The organism is Helicobacter saguini (assembly GCF_000762875.2).
Taxonomy (GTDB): Bacteria; Campylobacterota; Campylobacteria; order Campylobacterales; family Helicobacteraceae; genus Helicobacter_A; species Helicobacter_A saguini.
This window is the reverse complement of sequence record NZ_JRMP02000004.1, coordinates 56392-76990: the sequence shown is the minus strand read 5'-3', so window position 1 is coordinate 76990 and position 20599 is coordinate 56392. Positions and strand designations below refer to the sequence as shown.

Here is a 20599-nt window from a genome sequence, read left to right as displayed (position 1 = left end):
TTGCCTACTCGCCTACCCACCACCCAACTTTTAGAGTGGATAGAATCTAGATTCTATATTTTACAATGTTTTTTTATTTTCATTACTTTTTTTATTGATATTAATGCGTAATTTTTGTGTTTGATATTATAATTTCGAAACAATTTTTGTATTTTTGGATTTTATATTATGGGAAAAGTGGCGTGTTCGCATTGTAAGCAAGAGTATGATTTGGGGGTTTTAAAACGCGTGGTTGTGGAAAATTCCTCATTGAAAGGGGGGTTGTTAGAATCTGGCTCTTTAGAATCTCCATTGTTAGAATCTAAGCAGGTGCTTTATTTTTGTTGTAATGGTTGTGAATTAGCCTATGATTTATTAAAAGAAAATAATTTAGAATCTTTTTATACAAAGTTAGGAAATACGCAACTACAAACAAAAAAAGTTACAGAATCCATCAACGATATAAATTATGATTCTATCAATTTTAAACAAAAATATATAAAAGAAATTGCTAATAAAAATAATCTAAAAGAAGTCCATTTTATCCTTGATGGTGCGATGTGTGCGGCGTGTGTGTGGCTTAATGAGCAAATTCTAAATTCACTAAATGGCATAGAATCTGTCGCGATAAATTACACAACTTTTAAGGCAAAAGTGCAGTTTTATGATGATGAAATTAGCCTTAAACAAATCGTGCAAACTATCCAAAATATCGGCTACAACGCAATTATCTATGACGCAAATGACAAGGAAACCACGACCACGAAACGCAATAATAAATACTACATTAAGCTTGTCGTGGCGATTTTCTGCACGATGAATATTATGTGGGTGAATGTCGGGCAGTATATGGGGCTTTTTAGTGGGATTGACGCGATTTCTAGTAATATCCTTAATCTTGCGAGTTTCTTGCTTGCTACGCCGGTGCTTTTCTTTTGCGCTAGTGGGTTTTATAAACAGGCGTTTAAGGGGGCTAAAAATGGCGTGATAGGAATGGAGACGCTTGTGATTTCTGGCACAACGCTTGTGTATTGCTACTCCATTTTTGCGTGGCTAAGCGGCAGTGGGCATACATATTTTGAGAGCGTGTGTATGATTATTTTATTTGTGTTAAGTGCGAAATTTTTAGAGCTACTAAGCCGCAAAAAAGCAAGTGATAATCTATTGAAACTAAACGCCATAATGCCCTTAGAAGCGCGTCTTGTGAATGGTAGCTTGATTTCAGTTAGTGACGTAAAAGTGGGCGATAAATTGCTAGTAATGCCTGGGGAAATTCTAAGCTGCGATGGCATTTTAGAATCTAAAATCGGTAGTTTTGATTATTCAAATATTAATGGTGAAGCCTTGCCGCTAAATCTAGTCGCTGGAGATAGTGTTTTAAGTGGCGCGATTGCCCTAAATCACGCGGTGGTTTATCGTGTGGAGCGTGAGTTTAGTGAATCTAGTTTGAGCAAATTAGCGACTTTGTTGAAAGATAGCGAATTTAGCACGCCGCCGATTGCTAACTTTGCTTTTAGAATCTCTGGCACTTTTAGTAAAATCGTTTTAAGTATCGCTGCGGTGGCGTTTCTTTTTTATTTTTTCACTCTGCATAGCGGTTTTGAGTATTCTTTGTTAATCGCTGTTAGTGTAATTGTAATTGCGTGTCCTTGCGCTTTGGCTTTGGCTACGCCTATTGCGTCTGTGGTTGGCTTAAATGTGGCGTTTAAAAATGGAATAATTTTCACAAAGGCTGCGTTTTTAGAATCTTTATCGCGTGTAAATGTCGTGGTATTCGATAAAACAGGCACTTTAACGCAAGGCAAAATGCAGGTTGTAGATTCTGTCATTGCGAGTGAAGCGTGGCAATCTAAACAAGATTCTATGGAATCTAATTTGCAAAATGCGACAAGATTCTATATCGCGATGAAAGATTCTAAGAATTTGAGTGAATCTAAAATGCGTAAGATAATTATAAAAGCGATGAAAAAAAATCCGCATATTATTGCAAAGGCGATTTTGGAGTATTTTGGAGATTCTAAAGATTTTATAGAATCTAATAATGATAGTTTTAAAATCATTCAAGGCAAGGGCTTTATCGCAAATATCGATAATATTGAAATTATAGGTGGAAGCGAGAGTTTTGTAAAAGATTCTATAGAATCTAGTTTTAAAATCACGCATATTTTCTACCTGCAAGATTGCATAAAAGAAAATGCAAAATCACTTATAAATTATCTTAAAAAAAATAAAAAGCGCTTAATTATGCTAAGTGGCGATAGATTTCAAGTCGTTGGAAGTCTAGCAAATGAGTTAGGGATAAATGAATTTTACGCGGAAGTGACGCCATTGCAAAAAGCAGAAATTGTGAAAAAAATCATAGAATCTAAAGAAAATTCGCCCTTTGAATCTGCCTTAAATATTCAAAGGGAGGGAATGGGCGGGACTTTGGATTCAAGGCAGATTCAAAGGGCGGATTTTCAAAATAGTAAAGATTCTATAAATTCCACAGAATCTAATGGCGTGGCTGGAGGGCAAACGCAGGATTTGAATTTTTCACATTCTTTAGTGGGAGGGCGTGGTGGGACTTTGGACGTGAAAAATGCAAATCCTGCGTTTGCATTTGATACAAAAAATATAGAATCTAACACGCAAGATTCCAACAAATCACAGAATCTAGATTCTAAAAACCAAACGCCCCATATTTCTAACATAGAATCTAAAAACCAAAGCCCTATTATTAATAAAGATTCCAAAAAAATAAAAAACAATGTCGTAATGATAGGCGATGGACTAAATGATTCACTCGCATTAAAATACGCACAAGTCGCCATCGCAATGGGCAGCGGCAGTGATATTAGCATAAATCAAAGCGATGTGATAATTTTGGACGATAAACTCGACACATTGCAAAAAGCCTTTAAAATCTCAAAGCTAACATTTAATCGCATAAAGCAAAACCTAGTAATGAGCCTAGCCTACAACACTTTAGCAATTCCTTTCGCTTTAAGCGGACAAGTAATCCCACTTTTTGCCGCCCTTTTTATGAGCCTTAGCTCGCTTTGTGTCGTCCTAAACTCCCTGCGACTATACAAAGATAGAATCTAGATTCTAAAAAAGGTAAAATGTGGCAAAAGATTCTAATAAATTACTAGAAATTCAAACGACAAATAATGTTAAAACACGTCCGCAGTTGCGTGAAATTTTGCATGCTAATTTAGAACCTTTTATCAATAAACCCATTAGAAATAAGCACGATGGACGCGTGGCTATATTGACTAAAAAAGGCGTTAGCAAAATAAGTAGCGATACTGCGATGGATAAAAGTGCAGCGAATGGATTTAATGATAACGAGCACATTGCAGCAGCAGAGCAGATTCTAAATTTATATAAAAATGCGAGACTTAAAGAGATTCAGCTTGATTTAAAAAATGATAAAGTTGATATTTTGATTCCACGTTATATCGCTATATTGAAACTAAATGGCAAAAAAATTCAAATTTTAATAACTTTAAAAGAAACATTATATGGTAAAAATAAAGGAAATCGTATATATAGTATCGAGCTAAAAAATATCGCTAAGTTATGATTCCCCCATGCTAAAATCCTTAGCGATTTTTTGCAATGTTATGGAACTAAGGGCATGGGGGTGTCCGTTAGTCTCAACATTACAAAAACACACATATTTTAATATTTTAATACCCAAAAGTCAAGGAATTTAGGAATGATACAAAATTATAGAATCTAGATTCTATCCACGTTTTTTTAAAAAGGGTGGTGGGTGGGCGATAGGTCAAAAATATTTATAGAATCTAGATTCTATAAATCCCAACTTTTACAAGATAAAATTACAGAATCTACATTCAAAGGAAAAGCTTGAAAGATTCTAAAAATAAAGATTATATAGATTTTGAAAATTTGGATTTAAAAAAGGAATTTAAGGCTGATTTTAGTGGATTTTTTAGGGGGCTTTTTAGGGTTATTTCTATTAGTGTGATAGGCATTTGTGCGGCTATTTTTTTGCTTTTTGTGGCGAATTTTATTACTAATTTTAGTGGCTATGTGGCTATTATAATTTCTTGTGTAATTTTAATATTTTGTATATTTTTAATAGCTAGCATTTCGCAAACTTTTAGCATAAAAAGTTATAGAATCTATATAGGGATATTTTCATATATTATAATTTTTATAATTTTATCTTGGTCGCTAAATTTCCTTGAAATGTTTAACATAAACTTTGCTTTTGGTATCCTTATTATATATTTTGGCTTTCTTTGCTGCTTTGTGCCTTATGTCGCACTCATAGCAGGGAAAGTTAGTATTTTTGCATTTTTAGGTAGTTTTATCATTATAAATTCTATAACTTTTGGCATAAATATATTAAATTATGGTAACTTTGGGAAAGGATAGAATCTAGATTCTATAAAATATTTTTAAAGGGGCGGTGAGCGGCGTTAGGAAATTTGTAAAGTAAAAATAAAATCTAGCTTTAATTTTTAAATATTTTTTTCATCTATTCGTGCCCAATCACTCTTTAAGATAGAAAAATATTTATAGAATCTAGATTCTCATATAACATTTCTAAAAACAAATCATCTAGCAATATCAAGGCTAAAAATTTCCCTAGAATGCTCCATAAAAGCCTTTGGCAACAAGTAATATCCACGAAAAAGTGGAAAATCCACATAAGTATATTTAAATGTAATATTAGTATATTTTCTCAAAATAGATTCTAATAAAGTCGTGCAATAAAGCGCATTTACATCGCTTTTAGAATCTAAAGATTTAAACTTAGAATCTAAATCGCCGTTACTAAAATCAAAAGTCCTAGATTCTAATACAAAGGCTTTTCCTACCCATTTTTTAGAATCTAAGGCAATATTTTCCCTTGCATTTTGCGACAAATTAAGCCTTCGCACAGCCACACTTTTAGCGTGTGAAATATATTCATTAAAGCTACTTATTATCACTTGATTTTGCTTAGCTTGATTATCATTTGTCGTGGCGTGTAGTATTTGCAAAGGATTTATGGATATGATTAGCCCTATGTGCGTGTATTTATCCTTAATTACTTGCTTTATTAAGAGGCTATCTAGGTCGCTTCCCTCTCGCAAAATAATATCGCCAACCTTAAAAGCAGCGATACTTTTTAATGCGCAATCATTTAAGCTAGAGCATATAAAACAAAGCAGCAAACATATTTTCATAACTACATTGATATTTTCCACTGCCCATTAACTTTTTTAAGTTTTATGTTTTCAGGCATTTCCTTACCATTTTCATATATGATTTTTAGCTTTACATTTGCGGTATTTTCTTTGACATCCTCGCTTACCACTTCTATATTTTTCACACCGCCCCACTCTTTTGTTTTCTCCTGCACTTGCTGTGTGGCTAAGAAATCTTGCCTAACATCAATGACTTAGTGCCTTCATCACTAGGCAAAGCAAGGTATTTTAAAGCGTCCTCGCTATCGCCGTGCTTATAAATCTCTTCTACAAAAGATATAGCGACATCCTTTGGATTATTCGAGCTACACGCTACAATAAAAAGCGATAAAAACGCAACCACACACATCAAAAACTTATTTTTCACTCTTTTCTCCTAATAAATAAAAATGCCAAACATCTTATCATAAAAATATAGAGTTTAAGTTAAAATGTTTTATAGAATCTAGATTCTATTCCCCCTTATTACAAATTTCTTTATACCCTAAATCACACGCTTTTTTAAAAAATTCCTTTGATTTTTTAGAATCTTTAGCCACGACTTCGCCATTTGCATAATACTCGCCTAGCCTAGCACACATACCTATATTATTTAAATCGCAGCCTTTTTGCGCGAATTTAAAGGCTTTTTTCAAGTCCTTTTTGATGGTTGGCATATCGCTTAGATATGGGTCTGCCGTGCCTTTTTCATACATAACACTAAGAGTGCCACACGAAGGTGCAAAGCCACCATCACACGCCTTTTGCATATAGTCTAAAGCCTTTTTTACATCCTGCTTAAGGCTTAGCCCATAAAGATATTCCAGCCCAAGAGACGCACAAGCACTAGCGTTTTTATTCTCGCACATTTGCTCGACCTCTTGCAGTGTGTAAGACACTTTAGTATCTTCTTTATCATCACTAAGACTTGCGGAATCTTCCGCACTTAGAACACATACACAAAATAATATCACACAAAATCTAGCAAACATTTTTTATCCTTATAATAAAATTAAATTGTAATTATAGTATCTAAATCCCCCCTTTAAGCCACAAAATCATTTATACCACTTTGGTAGGGTTTGCATTGCGGTGTTTTCAAACATCATTTCCATATTTTTTACATTAGATACGTCCCAAGATTCTAAGTTTTGATTAAAAGACTTTGCATTTGCAAACATTCTAAACATATCTTGCACACGACTTACACTCCAAGATTCTAAGGGCTGATTAAAACTACTTGCCCTACTAAACATATACATCATATCTTTTACATTACTCACATTCCATTTATCTAAGGGCTGATTAAAGCTAGTTGCAAAAGAAAACATACCGCCCATATATTCTACATTACTCACATTCCACGCATTTAAGGGTTGATTAAAGGCTTCTGCCATGCTAAACATATCATACATATAACGCACATTAGCCACATTCCACGCACCAAGCGGCTGATTAAAGCTACTTGCATAGGCAAACATCTCGCCCATATCTATCACATGACTTACGTCCCAAGATTGTATATTTTGATTAAAACTACTTGCTTTATAAAACATACTATTCATATTTTTTACATTGCTAACATTCCATTTATCTAAGGGCTGATTAAACTTACTTGCATTAGCAAACATATATCTCATATTTTTCACCTTACTCACATTCCACGAATTTAGCGGCTGATTAAACTTACGCGCATCTTTAAACATAGAATACATATTTTTTACATTAGCTACATTCCATTTATCCAAAGGCTGATTAAACTTATGTGTATAGGCAAACATCTCGCTCATATCTTTTACATTAGCCACATTCCACGAATTTAAGGGCTGATTAAAGCTATGTGCGAAAGCAAACATACTATTCATATTTTCCACACGCTCAACATTCCACGAATTTAAAGGCTGATTAAAGCTATGATTGATATAAAACATATCGCTCATATCACGCACATTTTTTGTATCAAAGTGGCTAATTTTACCATTAAACTCACTTAAGCTAAAAGCCCTACTCATATCTACAACCTGCCCTGTATCCCAAGTCGCCAAGTTATTATCATCGCGTTCCCCACGCAGATTACTCCACATAAAAATGCCGCGCATATATCGCACACTTTTTGTATCCCATTGATTAAGGCTAATGTGATTTATACCCTGCCCTAAAAACATAAAGCTCATATCTTGCACATTGCTAACATCCCAAGCGGCTAGTAAATATAGCTCTTTTTGTAACGTTTTTTCTATTTTTTCTATTTGCTTTTGCAACGCGGTGATTTTAGATTCTATAGTTTGTAAATTTTCATTGCATAGTTCATTTATCGCCTTGTGGTTTAAATCACTTCTAGCGGTTTTGTAATAATTGCAATATTTGCAGTTTCCGCGTCCATCTGTTTTATCAATAATTTCTTGCATTTTTTGGATAAATTTTTCTTTATCCGCCCTGCATTCTTTAGAATCTGCTATACGTTCTTTGTAGTAATTGATTTGAGATTCTATGTTGTTTATAGAATCTAGAATGTTAGTTTCGCTCTTTATACGACGCGAAGCGGTGTAAGAGCATTTTTTTGAATTAGATTCTATCTTTGGCGATAGGTTTTTAGAATCTATGGTGGGCGTTTGTTTATTAGTAGGTGTGGGCGATAGGTCTTTAGATTCTATATTTGCTAACTTTATAGAATCTGCTTTATTAAAATCATAAGCAGTTCTCAATAAATCATTGTCAAAATTCGCACTCGCAGGTTTTGCATTAATCTTAAAAATGGGTGGTTGGGTGGGAATAGATTTATGCAAAATCTGTGAGTGCGAATTTTGCGTATTATGGAATCTAGAATCTTGCATTTTAGATTCAATAGAATCTGTTTCCTTAAAAGGATGGTGAGCGATATTTAGGTTATTGTTAGATTCTATATTTGGCGTCTCAATAGTAGGGCGGTGGGCGGGCGATAGGTTATTATTAGATTCAATAGAATCTGCTTTGTTAGATTCAATAGAATCTATTTTATAATCCTTAGTAACCCTTTCATCACATTTACTAGGGTCGGCAAATAGATAACTCATATCAACCACGCCGCTAACATCAATTTCATTAAGCCGAATACTAAAAACCTTTTTACCATTAACCTTATGCGTTTTATTTAGCAAATACACCAAATCATTTCGCGACTTTGGAAAATATTTATACTCACCTTGCGGCTTTACATAAATCACACGCGGCTTTTTAGATTCTATATGTTTAGATTCTATATTTTGACTTTGCGTATTTTGCGTAGGCGACACATCCTTAGAATCTTTATCACCACACGCCACAAACATCGCCACACACAACACCAAAACCCTTTTCATCCCTATCCTTATCTTAGAATCTAAGATTAGATTCTATATAATCTTTTAGGATTTTTATAATTTGGAATCTAGATTCTATATTTTGCTATAATAATGAGAAAAGTTTTAAGGGGATAAAATGCAAAATATTACAAATACACAGGGTAAAATTATAGAATCTGGTTTACAAGATTCCAATATAGATTCTAAAATGGAGCTTACAAATGATGAGGTAGAAAAGCTGCAGGAGCTTTGCGTTTATGCTTTTACTTGTGCGAGAGAAAATAATACAAAGGATTTAAAGACGCTTTTAGATTCTAAATTAAATGTGAATTTGCGTAACGAAAAGGGCAATACGCTTTTGATGATAGCCGCGTATAATGGCAATTTTGAGGCATGCGAGCTACTGCTAAAATATGGCGCGGATGTGAATTTGCTAAATGATAAAAATCTCTCGCCTTTATCTGGCGTGTGTTTTAAAGGCTATGAAAATATCGCTAAATTGCTACTTGAAAATGGTGCGGATATTTACTTAGGGCGGCTATCTGCGATTAATTCCGCGCTATTTTTTCGCAAGAAAAATATGATAAAACTTATAGAATCTTATGCAAATACTAGCCCCAAAAAGCCAAATTTTTTACAAAAGATGTTGTTTAGATTCTAAAAATCCTAACTTTTATATTTACTTCTTTGTTTATGCCTTATATCGCACTTATTTTAAGAAAATTAGCAGTATTTTTAGGAAGTTTTATTATTATAAATTATATAACTTTTGGTATAAATATATTAAATTATGATAACTTTGGGAAATAATGGAATCTATATTCTATCTTTTTAAAAAATATAGTAAGAAAATATAGTATTTATTCTTAAAATTTATGATATTATTTCACTGCTTTTTATTTTTAAAATTAAAGGATAGGATATGATAGCTTTTAGATATATATATATATATATATAACGATATTTTTTAGTTTTAATGTTTTAGATTCTAAAGAAAGTATAGAATCTAAAGCCTTGCAAGATTCTAAAGCCACTATTGAAGAAAAAGATTCTAACGCCACGCAAAACACACAAATAGATTCTAACAACACAAATAAAACCTACAAACTAAATGCAATTACAGCCTTCAGTGACAATGATTTAAATAAATTTCAAAGTAGCCCTGCAGTTATAAATAGACAGATTATAGAATCTAATCCAAGCGGAAATGGCGATATAGGCTCACTTTTACGCATTCTACCAAACGTTCAGTTTGATAATTCTCAACTAAGTAGCAATACCCCAGGCGAGATAAGCCCGGCTAATATCTCCATTAGTGGTGGTCTGCATTATCAAAATCTTTTTATGCTAGATGGTATGAATATAAATAATGACTTGGGTGCTGGATATAATAATCTAGCTGGTGGCAATCGCCTTAATACAGGCACAGCAAGTCAAGGTTTAGCCATTGATACTAGCCTTTTAGATTCTATAACACTGCAAGATTCTAACATTTCTGCATCTTTTGGTGGCTTTAATGGTGGCGTGATAGAGGCAACTACAAGAAGACCTACTAAAAAATTTGGTGCTAAAATTAGCTATCAAATAACGCAAGGAAATGCCACGCCAAAAGCTATTTCTATGACAAATTACTATCTTTTAGATTCTAACTTGCAAGATTTTCTAATCTCTACTTCTAGCTCTAATCAACCACAATTTATAAAGCATTTAGTAAAATCAAGTATAGAATCTAAAATAAATGATAACTTTGGCATATTAGCCGCATTTAATACCACGCAAAGCTTTATCCCTTTAAGACGAGGAGCTAGAAATTCTAACAATTTATTCCAAACTCCAGCCGACCCGCAAGATTATGCAGATATGCAAACGCAAAAAAGACAAATTTATAACGCATTTTTTAAAGCATATTATTCGGCTACATAGATAGAAAAAGCTGGCAAATAAGTAGCACTAAGCTATGAAGCTCCATATAATAATTATAAAAATGGAATCTTTGCAACACAGCTTACCTTTGGTATCAATAGATATTATGGTAGAAATATCTTTGCTTATGCTTTGGCTGATGGACTTAAAAAATTAGAATCTAGTTTAAAAAGGGATAATCCAAATGTTAGCTTTGATAGTATTTTAGATTCTAATAGAGCGTGTTCTAGCGATACAGATTCTAATTGTATCGCAAGTGTTGGGCTAGAATTTAATAAATTTTCACAACTAAAAGTGCCTTATGTAAATGAATATATGATAGGTTTATCACAAAATATTTATGATTTTAATATCGCCTTAAAATATATTTATAGACAAGGAAAAGATGAGGTAAGGAGAGTTAGTAGTAGCGTGGCTAATCTGCCTTTAGATTCTAACTATGCTAGCACGTATTATACATATACAAATGAAGGTAGTTCGCAAAGTCATATTATAACTTTAAGGATGAAAACGTGAATAAAGATTCTATAAATAAAATAGAAATAACAACAAAAAACATCGACAGACAACCATACGAGTGGCGAGAATATCTAAAAACTACATTGAGACCTTTTGTCAATAAGCCTATTGCAAATATCTATGATGGGCGAGTGGCTATGCTACCTTATGGAAATATAGGCAAACTTAGTAGTGAGACCGCAGTAGAAAAATCAAAAGCAAATGGCTGCAATGAAAGTGAGCATTTTGCCGCCGCAGAGCAGATTCTAAATCTATACAAAAATGCAAAACTTAAAGAAATACAAAGATTCTAAAGTGCAAATACCACGTTATAGTATTAATTTTAAGATAAACAATGATGAATTTCAAGCCTTAATTACATTGAAAGAAACATTATATGGAATGAATAAAGGTAACAAATTGTATAGTATCGAATTAGAAAAAGTTACTAAGTTATGATTAAACCGCACTTTAACCCCTAGTAACGACATATAAAGTTTTTTGCGTAATAAGATGCGGCATTAAACTCACTTTATATTCGAATATTCTAGCATATTTTTAACAATATTTTTATAATTTTTACCCCCTAAAATTCATTTAGCTTTTTAACTAAGATTATGGAATCTATTTTATTTTAAGGATATAAAAATGCAAAATGCACAAGATTCTATAAAGCAAGATTTCACATATTATGCTATGTTTATAGAATCTTAGGGTGGGAATAGATAAAAGAAAATATTTAAAATAAGATTCTATCCATCCATAAAATTTAGGAAATTTTCGAAGCAAAAATAGAATCTAGTAATCTTAAAGGTGGTAAGGTAGGGATAGCAAAAAATATTTAAAAATTAAATTTAGATTCTAAAAACTTTGTTAGAATAACGCTTTTACAAATATTTTTCATATACAAAAGGCTAGATTTTGCTCTACATCCACATTCCATTTTGCGATTCAAAGTGCGGGTATTGCGGCTTTTTCTCGCAAGTTAATCAAAATCATTTGATAGAATCTTATTTTAAAGCATTAGAAATTGACTTAAAAAATCAGCTAAATTTTATGCAAAATTTGGGAAAATTAAAAAAAATAAATAGCGTATTTATCGGTGGTGGCACGCCTAATATGGCAGATTCTAAGTTTTATAAAAATATTTTTAAGATTTTAGAATCTCATCTTGCTATAAATTGTGAGATTAGCATAGAATCTAACCCAAATTTGCTAACAAAAAAATGGCTAAATGATATGCAAAATATGGGGCTAAATCGCTTAAGCATGGGCATTCAAAGTTTTTTTAGTGATAAACTTAGCGCGCTAGAGCGAAATCATAACGCAAAAGATATTACAAACGCCCTAAATATCGCGCGTGAGAGCATTGAAAATTTTAGCATTGACTTAATTTATGACTGCAAACTTGATAATTTTTCTCGCCTTGAAAATGAGCTAGGAAAGGCGGTGAAACTCGCTCCAGCGCACATTTCGGCGTATTCGTTGAGTTTAGATTCTAATTCTCGGTTTGGAGATTCTAATCGCGTGGATTTGCTATTTGGAAACGTGCCGCAAAATATGTTGCAAAATATAGAATCTAAGGCAAAATTTACACAAGATTCTAAAGATTTTACAGAGGATTCTAAAATAGATTCTAAAGCAGATTCTAAAGAGCAAAATATAGAATCTTTTGGCTATTTTGTGCGAGATTTTTTGCATGCAAATGGCTTTATTCAGTATGAAGTCTCAAATTATTCGCGTTTAAAAAAGTGCGAGCATAACCTAAGCTATTGGCGTGGGGATGAGTATTTGGGCGTAGGCGCGGCAGCGGTCGGCAGGATAGAAGGCATATTTGAGAGCTTAGATTCTAAAGATTCTAAAAACCTAGATTCTAAAAAATTAGATTCTATAACCTTAGATTCTATTAATTTAGATTCTATAAAAAATAAAAAACAAGTCCATTCTACACGCTACACAGGGCTAAAAAATATAGAATCTTATATCAAAAATCCGCTTTTAAAACACAAAGAATTTTTAAGCACAAAAGATATAAATTTTGAAAGTCTTTTCTTAGGCTTTCGTAGCGAAGTAGGCGTAAATTACGCACTTTGTGATACAAAAAAAGCCCAGATTCTATTGCAAGAAAAATTATGTTTTAAAAAGGGCGAAAAAATCTATGCAAACGACTACTTTTTGGGCGATTCTTTGGCATTATTTGTGTGAAAAATTTGCGTAAAATTTATAAAAAACGCACCAAAAATTGCAAAAACATCACATATTTTTTGTAGAATCTTAGAATCTAAGCACCAAAAGGCATAAAAAGTGAATTTTTTAATTGATTTTTTAGAGAGTTATGATGTGGCGAAGTCACGGATTTTTCCTATGCTAAATTGCAGTCCGCACGAGGCGAATTTGCTGCGTGATATGGTGTATTTTTATATGGAAAGTGAGGGCGATATTGAGATTGATATGTTCCTTGAAAAGTGCTATTTTGCACGTGGTTTTGAGACTTTGCCATATTTGAAAGAAATCAAACGTTTGATTGATTTAGGCTGGCTTCGCACGATAAATAGGATAGAATCTTCTTTGGAACTAAAAAACAATATTGTTACTTTAGGTAACAATTTGCTAAAAATCCTTGATGATGGGCAGATTCTAACTTCGCCGATTAAAGAGAAAGAATACAAAAATTCGCTTGAATATTTGCAAGATGAGTGGGAATACATAAATCTCGTGCTGCAGCGGAATAAAACGCCTAGCATTGCGCTAAATTCGCACCTTTCTAGCTCGTGTAATTCCTATATTGACAATTTGGAGCAAATAATTACTAAAAATCTAACTAATAATAAAAAGAAATTCAAAATATTAGAATATTTTAGTAAAAATAATTTCAATAAATATGAAAAATCAATTTTCCTATTACTCGCACAGGCGCAATACAAAGGCGCGTATGGCTTGTGTTTGCAAGACATCATTTTGCTAGGTAGCAGCGAGGAGGAAAAAATCACGATACAGAATCTTTTAAGCCAAAAATCGCGATTATTAAAGGATGGATTTGTGCAGTTAGCGGATTCTTATGTGGATTTTTCTTTTATGGAGCAGGAGTTTTGCATACCACAAAATGTGCTTGACTCGCTTATTTTTGAGAAAAATGTGAGTAAAAATAAGCTTGAAGATGAGGTTGAGCGAAGTGAAATTTTTGAGCTAATTACGCCTAAAAAGGGGCTAGATTCTGTCATTTTGCCCGCTGATTTAAGGGAGCGATTTGAGATTTTGCTGCAGCATTTAGACCCAAAAGTGCATAAAAGGCTGCGTGCGTGGGGGATAAAGGAAAATGCGGGGATTGATTCTAAGATTTTGCTTTTTGGGGATTCTGGCACGGGGAAAACGAGTGCGGCACACGCTTTGGCGAAGGATTTGAAGCAGAAAATTTTAAGCCTTGATTGCTCCAAGATTCTAAGTATGTATGTTGGGGAAAGTGAAAAAAATGTGCGGAAAATCTTTGATGAATACCGCATAATCACGCAACGTGTGGGACAAAAGCCTATTTTGCTACTAGATGAGGCTGACCAGCTACTAGGCACGCGTAGCGATGTGGCAAGTAGCGCGTCTCGTATGTATCATCAAATGCAAAATATTTTTTTAGAGCAAATTGAGAAATTTGATGGGATTTTGATAGCCACGACTAACCTTGTGGATAGCCTAGATAGCGCGTTTTCGCGGCGTTTTCATTATAAAATAAAGTTTCTTAAGCCTGATTTTAAATCGCGTGTAAAAATATGGAATCTGCACCTGCCTAAAAATGCGGAATTTGTGGAATCTCCTGCGGTTTTAGCGGAAACTTTGGCGAGTTTTGAGCTAAGTGGTGGGCAGATAAAACTAATCATTGAAAATACCTGCTACAAGGTCGCTACAAGGGCGAATCCTACTTTTAGCAAGGCTGATTTTGAAGAAGAAATAGCAAAAGAGCTAAAGGGCGAATTTGGTGGGGATAAAAAACTTGGTTTTTTGTAAAATTGTGTGGTTAATGATATGAAAAAATATAACTACTTCATTCATTATAATAATTGTTGGATGGCGATAAGGGAGGGGAGAGTGGCGTTTATGCCGCGCATTTGCTTTACTCGCCACTCATTTATGATGTCAAAAAGCTCTAAATATGTCTGCGTTTTGATTTTTAAGCTTCGCCTGCTCCACACATTGAAAATCTGCGGTGGCGGCTTGTATCCTAGCACTTCTAGGGCGTTCATATTGCCAAAAGATTTTGAGTGCGCGTAAAGTTTGAATAGAATATAAAAATATCGATTTATTTCGCGTAAAAGTTCCATATTATCTAACCCTTCATCACTTAGAGTTTCTAAAATCATAACTAAATGCCCCTTTTTATCAAAGAGTGAATCTAGCAAAGATTCTATCTTTAACGCGCCCAGATTATAGCTTAGCGAATCAATTAATTTATGCGTGATTTGCGGGTAATAAACATACTTATTTAGCTCGCCAAAAGCCATCGCAATATCGCCATTTTGGGCGTTTAGCAAATGTTCTAGCAAGGGCTGTGTAAAGCTCAAATTTAGCTCATTAGAGCGATTTGTCAAAATCTTAATTTTCTCCTCATAAAAAGGCTCAAAACATCGCATTTCAAGGACATCCTTAAGGTTTTGCGTAGGCTTAAAAAGGGCGCTTAAAGCTTTAAATTTTTTAGCGTAATCAGCCGCAGAATTGCTTGGATTTTTTAAAAACTCAACCACCAAAAAGCTATTTTTATTGCGTTCCAAAATCTCTAAAAGCTCGCTAACTTCGCTACTACTGATAAATTTTTTATTAGAATCCTCTTTGGGCTTTGCCTTTGATTTTACGCTTTTGCTACTTTTTGAAGCGACTGCCTTAAAATCATCAAGCCGCAAATGCAGCACATTTTTCCCACCAAAAAGGCTATTTAAGCCAAGTGCGTTAGTCGCCTCAAAATGATTGTAGGTAAAATCCATTCTAAAGGGCGGATTTTGCGGACTTTGCATAGAATCTTTTATAGAATCTTGTGCGAAATTTTGCCCTAAATTTTGCGTAGAAACTTTTATAGAATCTTGCGTTGAATTTTGATTAGAATCTAAAGCGAAACCTTGCAAACGATTAAGCACAATTTGTGCGTAAAAATTTATCAAAAATTCACATTCACCATAAAGCAAAATCGCGCGTGGTGTGGCATTTTGTAAGTATTTATCAAGGGCTTGTTTTGTCATTTTTACTCTTTAGAATCTTAGATTCGCCCTACTGCGTGCCAAGTGAGACTTTGCTAAAACCAGCCTTTTTAAGCTCTGCAAATATCGGCACGACATCGCCATATAATAGCCCCTTATCAGCGTAAATATACACCGCCTTGCTTTTATCATAGCGGCTAGATTTCAGATGAAAATTCTCCCTAAAATCCTTGTAATTATACACATCTTTATCAATGTAAATCACGCGATTTTTGTCAATCCGCACATTCATCATAGGGTTTAGCTCCGCCTTTTGGGACTTTGAGCCATCAGGCAGATTTATATCCTCTTTGTATGTGATAGCCGGCGTTGTCACCATTAAAATCGCCAGCAAAACAAGCATAATATCCACAAGCGGCGTGATATTTAGCTCGGGCTTTTCGTCTAATTCTAAGTCATCCATTCGCTTTTCCACCCCATACTAAGTTGTCGTTTTTTTGGTCTTGGAACACATTTTGCGTCTCCTTGAAACCATCCTTTTTTGCCTCATTTGCTGACAACGCAATATCGACTTCAGCTTGCAAACAAACGCTAAGCACCGCAATTTTCCGCTTTAAAATTAAATAAAATGAATACGCAGGAATCGCACACAAAATCCCCCACGCAGTAGCAACGAGCGCCTTAGAAATAATGGGCGCAATGACCTCAAAAGTCGCTTGCCCCTGCTGTCCTAAGTGCGCAAACGCATCCAAAATCTCCATAACCGTCCCAAAAAGCCCGATAAAAGGCGCAGTCGAACTCACAATGCTAAGGAAAGTTAGCCCGCTACTCGCACTTTTTAGAATCTGCGCCTTCCAGACAGCAAGCATTTCTTTTGACAGGATATTATGCCCTTTGGAGCGGCTAAATACCGCACTTTGCGGCACGGAAATATCCTTTGAAAGCAGCAGCTCAAGCGAGTAATTTTCCCTATCTTGCAGTGCGCGGATAACGAACCATTTATAAATAAAAATCCAAATCGTAAAAATCATATAAATCGAGAGCCAACCAATTACAATTAGCGTAATTAGCCCACTTGTTTGAAAAAAGCTAAGCACTTGGGTCATTTAAATCCTTTTGTGTTAAAAAAATGTATTGTAACATAAAATTGTTATTTGTAGTTTATATGCAAAATTTACAGAATCTATTTAGAAAATCTAACAATTTTCTATTAAAATTTCACAAAAAATTTAAGGAAAAATTATGGCTGAAGATTCTAAAACTACGCAAGATTCTAATAATACAATCTCAAATAACATAGAATCTACATCGCAAGATTCCAACATTTCACAAGATTTTAATAAAATAGATTCTAAAAATACGCAAGATTCTAATAACACAGATTCTAATATTTTACAAGATTCTAAAGAAAATGCCGCAAATACCGACATTTCCCACCATATAGAATCTATCAAAGCAAACAAAGAAAAGCTAAATATCCACGCTCAAAATATCACGCAAAATAAAGAAAATATCGCAAAAAACGCCCAAAATATAGAATCTAACAAAGCAAAAATACAAAAAATGGAGGAAAAACTCGAACAAATCGAGGAAAAAAACACCGAAATAAACAAAGAAAACGTCGAAATTAAGGACGAAAATAAAACGCTAAAAATTATGATAGGCTTAGGCGTGGCGTTTTTGCTAGGTGTAATCGCGTTTTTACTAGCTAGATTCTATCTTGAGGCAAGTCTCAAGGTTTCCGTGCTTATCGGCATTATCGCCCTTTTAGTCACGCTTTGGACTAATAAAGCCCTGCCGATGGGTGTAGTTTCGCTCCTGCCCATCATTTTGTTCCCTAGCTTTGGCATACTCGACACAAAAGCGGCTACTTCAAACTATGCTCACCCCATTATTTACCTATTTTTAGGCGGCTTTATGATAGCAGCAGCGACTGAAAAAATCGGCTTACATAGAATCATCGCCAAATTTTTTATTGACAAATTCCCCAAAACACCGCAAGGCGTAATTAGCGGTCTTGGCGTGGCATCTGTCGTGCTTGGCACGGCGTTATCTAACTCAACCGTTGCCCTGCTTTTGCTCCCTGTGGCGTTAAGCATTACAAATGACAAATTTTTACAAACAAGATTCTTACTTGCCGTTGCCTTTGGCGCTTCAATTAGCGGTATTACGACCCCGATAGGTAGTCCGCCAAACCTTATATATTTGGGCTTTTTAAGCTCCAAAGGCTTGCATGGAATCTCTTTTACGACTTGGATTTTTATGATGTTGCCGCTTACGATTTTGATGTTGCTTGCGATGATTAAGATTCTAAGCCTTAACATTAAAGGGCATGAGCTGAATTTGAGCGCGTTTGAATCTATACATATTAATGGTGAGCAAAAGCGGCTTTTGGTTTTTATCGTCGCACTCCTTGCCTTGCTGCTTTTAAACTCGCCTATAAAGCCTATTTATAATGGCTTGGGGCTAAATGAAAATGTCGTGCTACTCGCATTTGGGCTTATGATGTTTATTCCTAAAATCGGCTTTCTTGACTGGAGCGATACTAAGAGCATACCTTATGAGATTATTTTCTTGTTTGGGGCTGGATTTTGCATTGCGATGGCGTTTTCGCAGGCTGAGCTTGGCGGGGCATTTACGAAGTTTTTTGAGATTTTTCGCGGAATGCCTTTTATTCTCATTATGTTTTTTGCGTGTATTTTCGCGGTTATTGCGACAAGTTTCCTTAGCACGACTGCGTTGATTGCCATTGTCCTGCCTATAATTGATGTCGCCACTAGCCACTTTTTAGGGGATAATCAACGCATTTTGCTAATGCTTGTAGTCACAATTTGTGCGAGTTTTTCATTTATGATACCCATTTCTACGCCGCCAAATGCTATCGTGTTTGCGCAAGGCGATGTAAAAGCTATGGATATGTTTAAATTCGGTCTTGCCCTAACAATCGTAGGAATGATTTTTGTGACCCTATTCTCCTCTTGGTATTGGTATAGTTTTATTAGTTAGATTCTAAAAAAGATTTAGTAGAATCTTAGAATCTAAAACACAAGGAGTAACGCCATGAATCTAATCGCAAAATGTTTAACATTCGAAGATATACTGCTAATCCCAGCCTACTCAGAAGTCCTGCCAAAAGAAGTCGCAACGCAATCAATGCTAACCAAAAACATCCCGCTAAATATCCCCTTTGTTAGCGCTGCGATGGACACCGTGACCGAGTTTAAAGCAGCTATTGCTATGGCGCGCCTTGGTGGCATAGGCATTATCCACAAAAATATGGATATAGATTCTCAAGTCAAACAGATAAAAAAGGTCAAAAAAAGTGAGAGTGGTATCATAAATGACCCTGTGTTTATCGCTGCTGATGCGACCTTGCAAGATGCTGAGGATATTATGAAAAACTATAGCATTAGCGGCGTGCCAGTGGTAGATTCTAATAAGAAATTGATAGGGATTTTGACGAATCGTGATACGCGATTTGAGACTGATTTTACTAAGAAAGTGGGCGATTTAATGACAAAAGCCCCGCTTGTTACTGCAAATGTGGGCATATCTTTAGAATCTGCTAAAAATATTATGCACAAACATCGCATTGAAAAGCTTCCCATTGTCGATAAAAACGAGATTCTAAAAGGTTTAATAACAATTAAAGACATCCAAAAATGTATCGAATATCCAAATGCAAATAAAGATTCTATGGGGCGACTTCGCGTGGGCGGCGCGGTAGGCGTAGGGCAAATCGATAGGGCAATCGCGCTAGAAAAAGCCGGAGCGGATGTAATCGTGCTAGACTCCGCGCACGGACACTCAAAAAATGTGATAAACACTTTGAAAGAAATCAAAACCAAAGTAAATATCGATGTAATCGTAGGAAATGTCGTTACCGCCGAAGCTACAAACGACTTGATACTAGCGGGCGCTGATGCGGTAAAAGTTGGCATAGGACCTGGCAGTATATGCACTACGCGAATAGTCGCTGGGGTGGGTATGCCGCAGGTCTCGGCTATTGATTCTTGCGCTAGTGTGGCGCGTGAATTTGGTGTGCCCATAATTGCCGATGGTGGTATCAAATATAGCGGCGATGTGGCAAAAGCCTTAGCGGTGGGTGCGAGTAGCGTGATGATAGGCTCACTTTTGGCTGGGACTGAGGAGAGCCCTGGCGACTTAGTAATCTTTCAAGGGCGACAATATAAGAGCTATCGAGGCATGGGTAGCATCGGGGCAATGCAAAAGGGCAGCAGCGATAGATATTTCCAAGAAGGGACAGCCCAAGAAAAGCTAGTGCCAGAAGGAATCGAAGGTCGCGTGCCATATCGAGGGAAAATCGCAGATGTATTACACCAACTTGTCGGCGGACTTCGCTCCTGCATGGGCTATCTTGGGGCAAAAGATATAGAATCTTTGTGGAATAACGCAAAAATCGTAGAAATCACCGCCGCCGGACTAAAAGAAAGCCACGTCCATGACGTAGTCATCACAAAGGAAGCCCCAAACTACCATGGGTAAAAATTGCAAT

Annotated in this window: 19 protein-coding genes; 11 read left to right on the top strand and 8 right to left on the bottom strand. The window is 35.2% G+C overall.

Translation table 11 applies throughout. The annotated features are described in order from the left end of the window. Positions 1-168: 168 nt before the first annotated feature. The 3 genes from LS64_RS13080 to LS64_RS03455 all read left to right on the top strand — a co-directional run bounded on the left by LS64_RS13080 (position 169) and on the right by LS64_RS03455 (position 4368). Positions 169-3066 (top strand): heavy metal translocating P-type ATPase, encoded by a 2898-nt coding sequence (locus tag LS64_RS13080; RefSeq protein WP_052062413.1) that lies wholly within the window; start codon positions 169-171, stop codon positions 3064-3066. Between the two features lie 19 nt (positions 3067-3085). After that, the gene (locus LS64_RS03460; protein ID WP_052062412.1) at positions 3086-3547 is read left to right on the top strand and encodes an LPD3 domain-containing protein; all 462 of its coding nucleotides are present in this window, start codon (positions 3086-3088) and stop codon (positions 3545-3547) included. Between the two features lie 287 nt (positions 3548-3834). Then, positions 3835-4368 carry a hypothetical protein gene (locus LS64_RS03455; RefSeq protein WP_034571131.1) on the top strand — a complete coding sequence of 178 codons (534 nt, stop codon included), beginning with the start codon at positions 3835-3837 and terminating at the stop codon, positions 4366-4368. A gap of 182 nt (positions 4369-4550) precedes the next feature. Here LS64_RS03455 and LS64_RS03450 read toward each other — a convergent pair whose 3' ends face one another. From LS64_RS03450 to LS64_RS03430, 5 genes are all read right to left on the bottom strand, one after another. After that, positions 4551-5165, bottom strand: coding sequence for a C40 family peptidase (locus LS64_RS03450; protein WP_034571128.1), 615 nt, complete (start codon positions 5163-5165; stop codon positions 4551-4553). A gap of 2 nt (positions 5166-5167) precedes the next feature. Then, positions 5168-5341 (bottom strand): DUF4878 domain-containing protein, encoded by a 174-nt coding sequence (locus tag LS64_RS03445; protein WP_160659299.1) that lies wholly within the window; start codon positions 5339-5341, stop codon positions 5168-5170. Between the two features lie 11 nt (positions 5342-5352). Then, positions 5353-5553, bottom strand: a complete 201-nt coding sequence (locus LS64_RS03440; RefSeq protein ID WP_052062411.1) for a nuclear transport factor 2 family protein — start codon at positions 5551-5553, stop codon at positions 5353-5355. 85 nt (positions 5554-5638) lie between these two features. Beyond that, positions 5639-6157, bottom strand: a complete 519-nt coding sequence (locus tag LS64_RS03435) for a tetratricopeptide repeat protein (protein WP_052062410.1) — start codon at positions 6155-6157, stop codon at positions 5639-5641. Positions 6158-6223: 66 nt separating this feature from the next. Then, complete coding sequence (locus LS64_RS03430) at positions 6224-8503, bottom strand: BspA family leucine-rich repeat surface protein (protein ID WP_052062409.1); 2280 nt, start codon at positions 8501-8503, stop codon at positions 6224-6226. A 118-nt stretch (positions 8504-8621) separates the two neighbouring features. On the opposite strand from LS64_RS03430, the gene LS64_RS03425 reads away from it, so the two are divergent. From LS64_RS03425 to LS64_RS03400, 6 genes are all read left to right on the top strand, one after another. After that, on the top strand, positions 8622-9146 hold the full coding sequence (locus tag LS64_RS03425; RefSeq protein ID WP_118949170.1) for an ankyrin repeat domain-containing protein: 525 nt from the start codon (positions 8622-8624) through the stop codon (positions 9144-9146). Between the two features lie 353 nt (positions 9147-9499). Continuing rightward, positions 9500-10408 (top strand): TonB-dependent receptor plug domain-containing protein, encoded by a 909-nt coding sequence (locus tag LS64_RS03420; RefSeq protein ID WP_034573665.1) that lies wholly within the window; start codon positions 9500-9502, stop codon positions 10406-10408. 132 nt (positions 10409-10540) lie between these two features. Beyond that, positions 10541-10924, top strand: coding sequence for a hypothetical protein (locus LS64_RS03415; protein WP_034573662.1), 384 nt, complete (start codon positions 10541-10543; stop codon positions 10922-10924). Continuing rightward, complete coding sequence (locus tag LS64_RS03410; protein ID WP_034573660.1) at positions 10921-11220, top strand: hypothetical protein; 300 nt, start codon at positions 10921-10923, stop codon at positions 11218-11220. Before LS64_RS03415 ends, LS64_RS03410 begins: the two co-directional genes overlap by 4 nt. Positions 11221-11827: 607 nt before the next feature. Then, entirely contained in the window at positions 11828-13111 is a 1284-nt protein-coding gene (locus LS64_RS03405) for a coproporphyrinogen-III oxidase family protein (protein ID WP_202391498.1), read from the top strand. Between the two features lie 99 nt (positions 13112-13210). After that, positions 13211-14902, top strand: coding sequence for an ATP-binding protein (locus LS64_RS03400; protein WP_034572133.1), 1692 nt, complete (start codon positions 13211-13213; stop codon positions 14900-14902). Between the two features lie 44 nt (positions 14903-14946). Here the strand turns inward: LS64_RS03400 and LS64_RS03395 are convergent, their stop codons facing one another. The 3 genes from LS64_RS03395 to LS64_RS03385 are packed head-to-tail and all read right to left on the bottom strand — an operon-like array spanning position 14947 to position 17189. Next, on the bottom strand, positions 14947-16125 hold the full coding sequence (locus LS64_RS03395; protein WP_034572137.1) for a hypothetical protein: 1179 nt from the start codon (positions 16123-16125) through the stop codon (positions 14947-14949). A 28-nt stretch (positions 16126-16153) separates the two neighbouring features. Continuing rightward, positions 16154-16546, bottom strand: a complete 393-nt coding sequence (locus LS64_RS03390; RefSeq protein WP_034572140.1) for a biopolymer transporter ExbD — start codon at positions 16544-16546, stop codon at positions 16154-16156. Next, positions 16539-17189: a MotA/TolQ/ExbB proton channel family protein gene (locus tag LS64_RS03385; protein WP_034572143.1), complete on the bottom strand. Its 651-nt coding sequence runs from the start codon at positions 17187-17189 to the stop codon at positions 16539-16541. Before LS64_RS03385 ends, LS64_RS03390 begins: the two co-directional genes overlap by 8 nt. Before the next feature lie 136 nt (positions 17190-17325). Here LS64_RS03385 and LS64_RS03380 point away from each other — a divergent pair, with 136 nt between their 5' ends. Both LS64_RS03380 and guaB read left to right on the top strand, forming a co-directional pair. After that, a complete protein-coding gene (locus tag LS64_RS03380; RefSeq protein ID WP_081948326.1) occupies positions 17326-19089 on the top strand; it encodes an SLC13 family permease in 1764 nt (587 codons plus the stop codon). A 54-nt stretch (positions 19090-19143) separates the two neighbouring features. Further along, complete coding sequence (gene guaB, locus LS64_RS03375) at positions 19144-20589, top strand: IMP dehydrogenase (protein ID WP_034572146.1); 1446 nt, start codon at positions 19144-19146, stop codon at positions 20587-20589. Positions 20590-20599 lie beyond the last annotated feature (10 nt).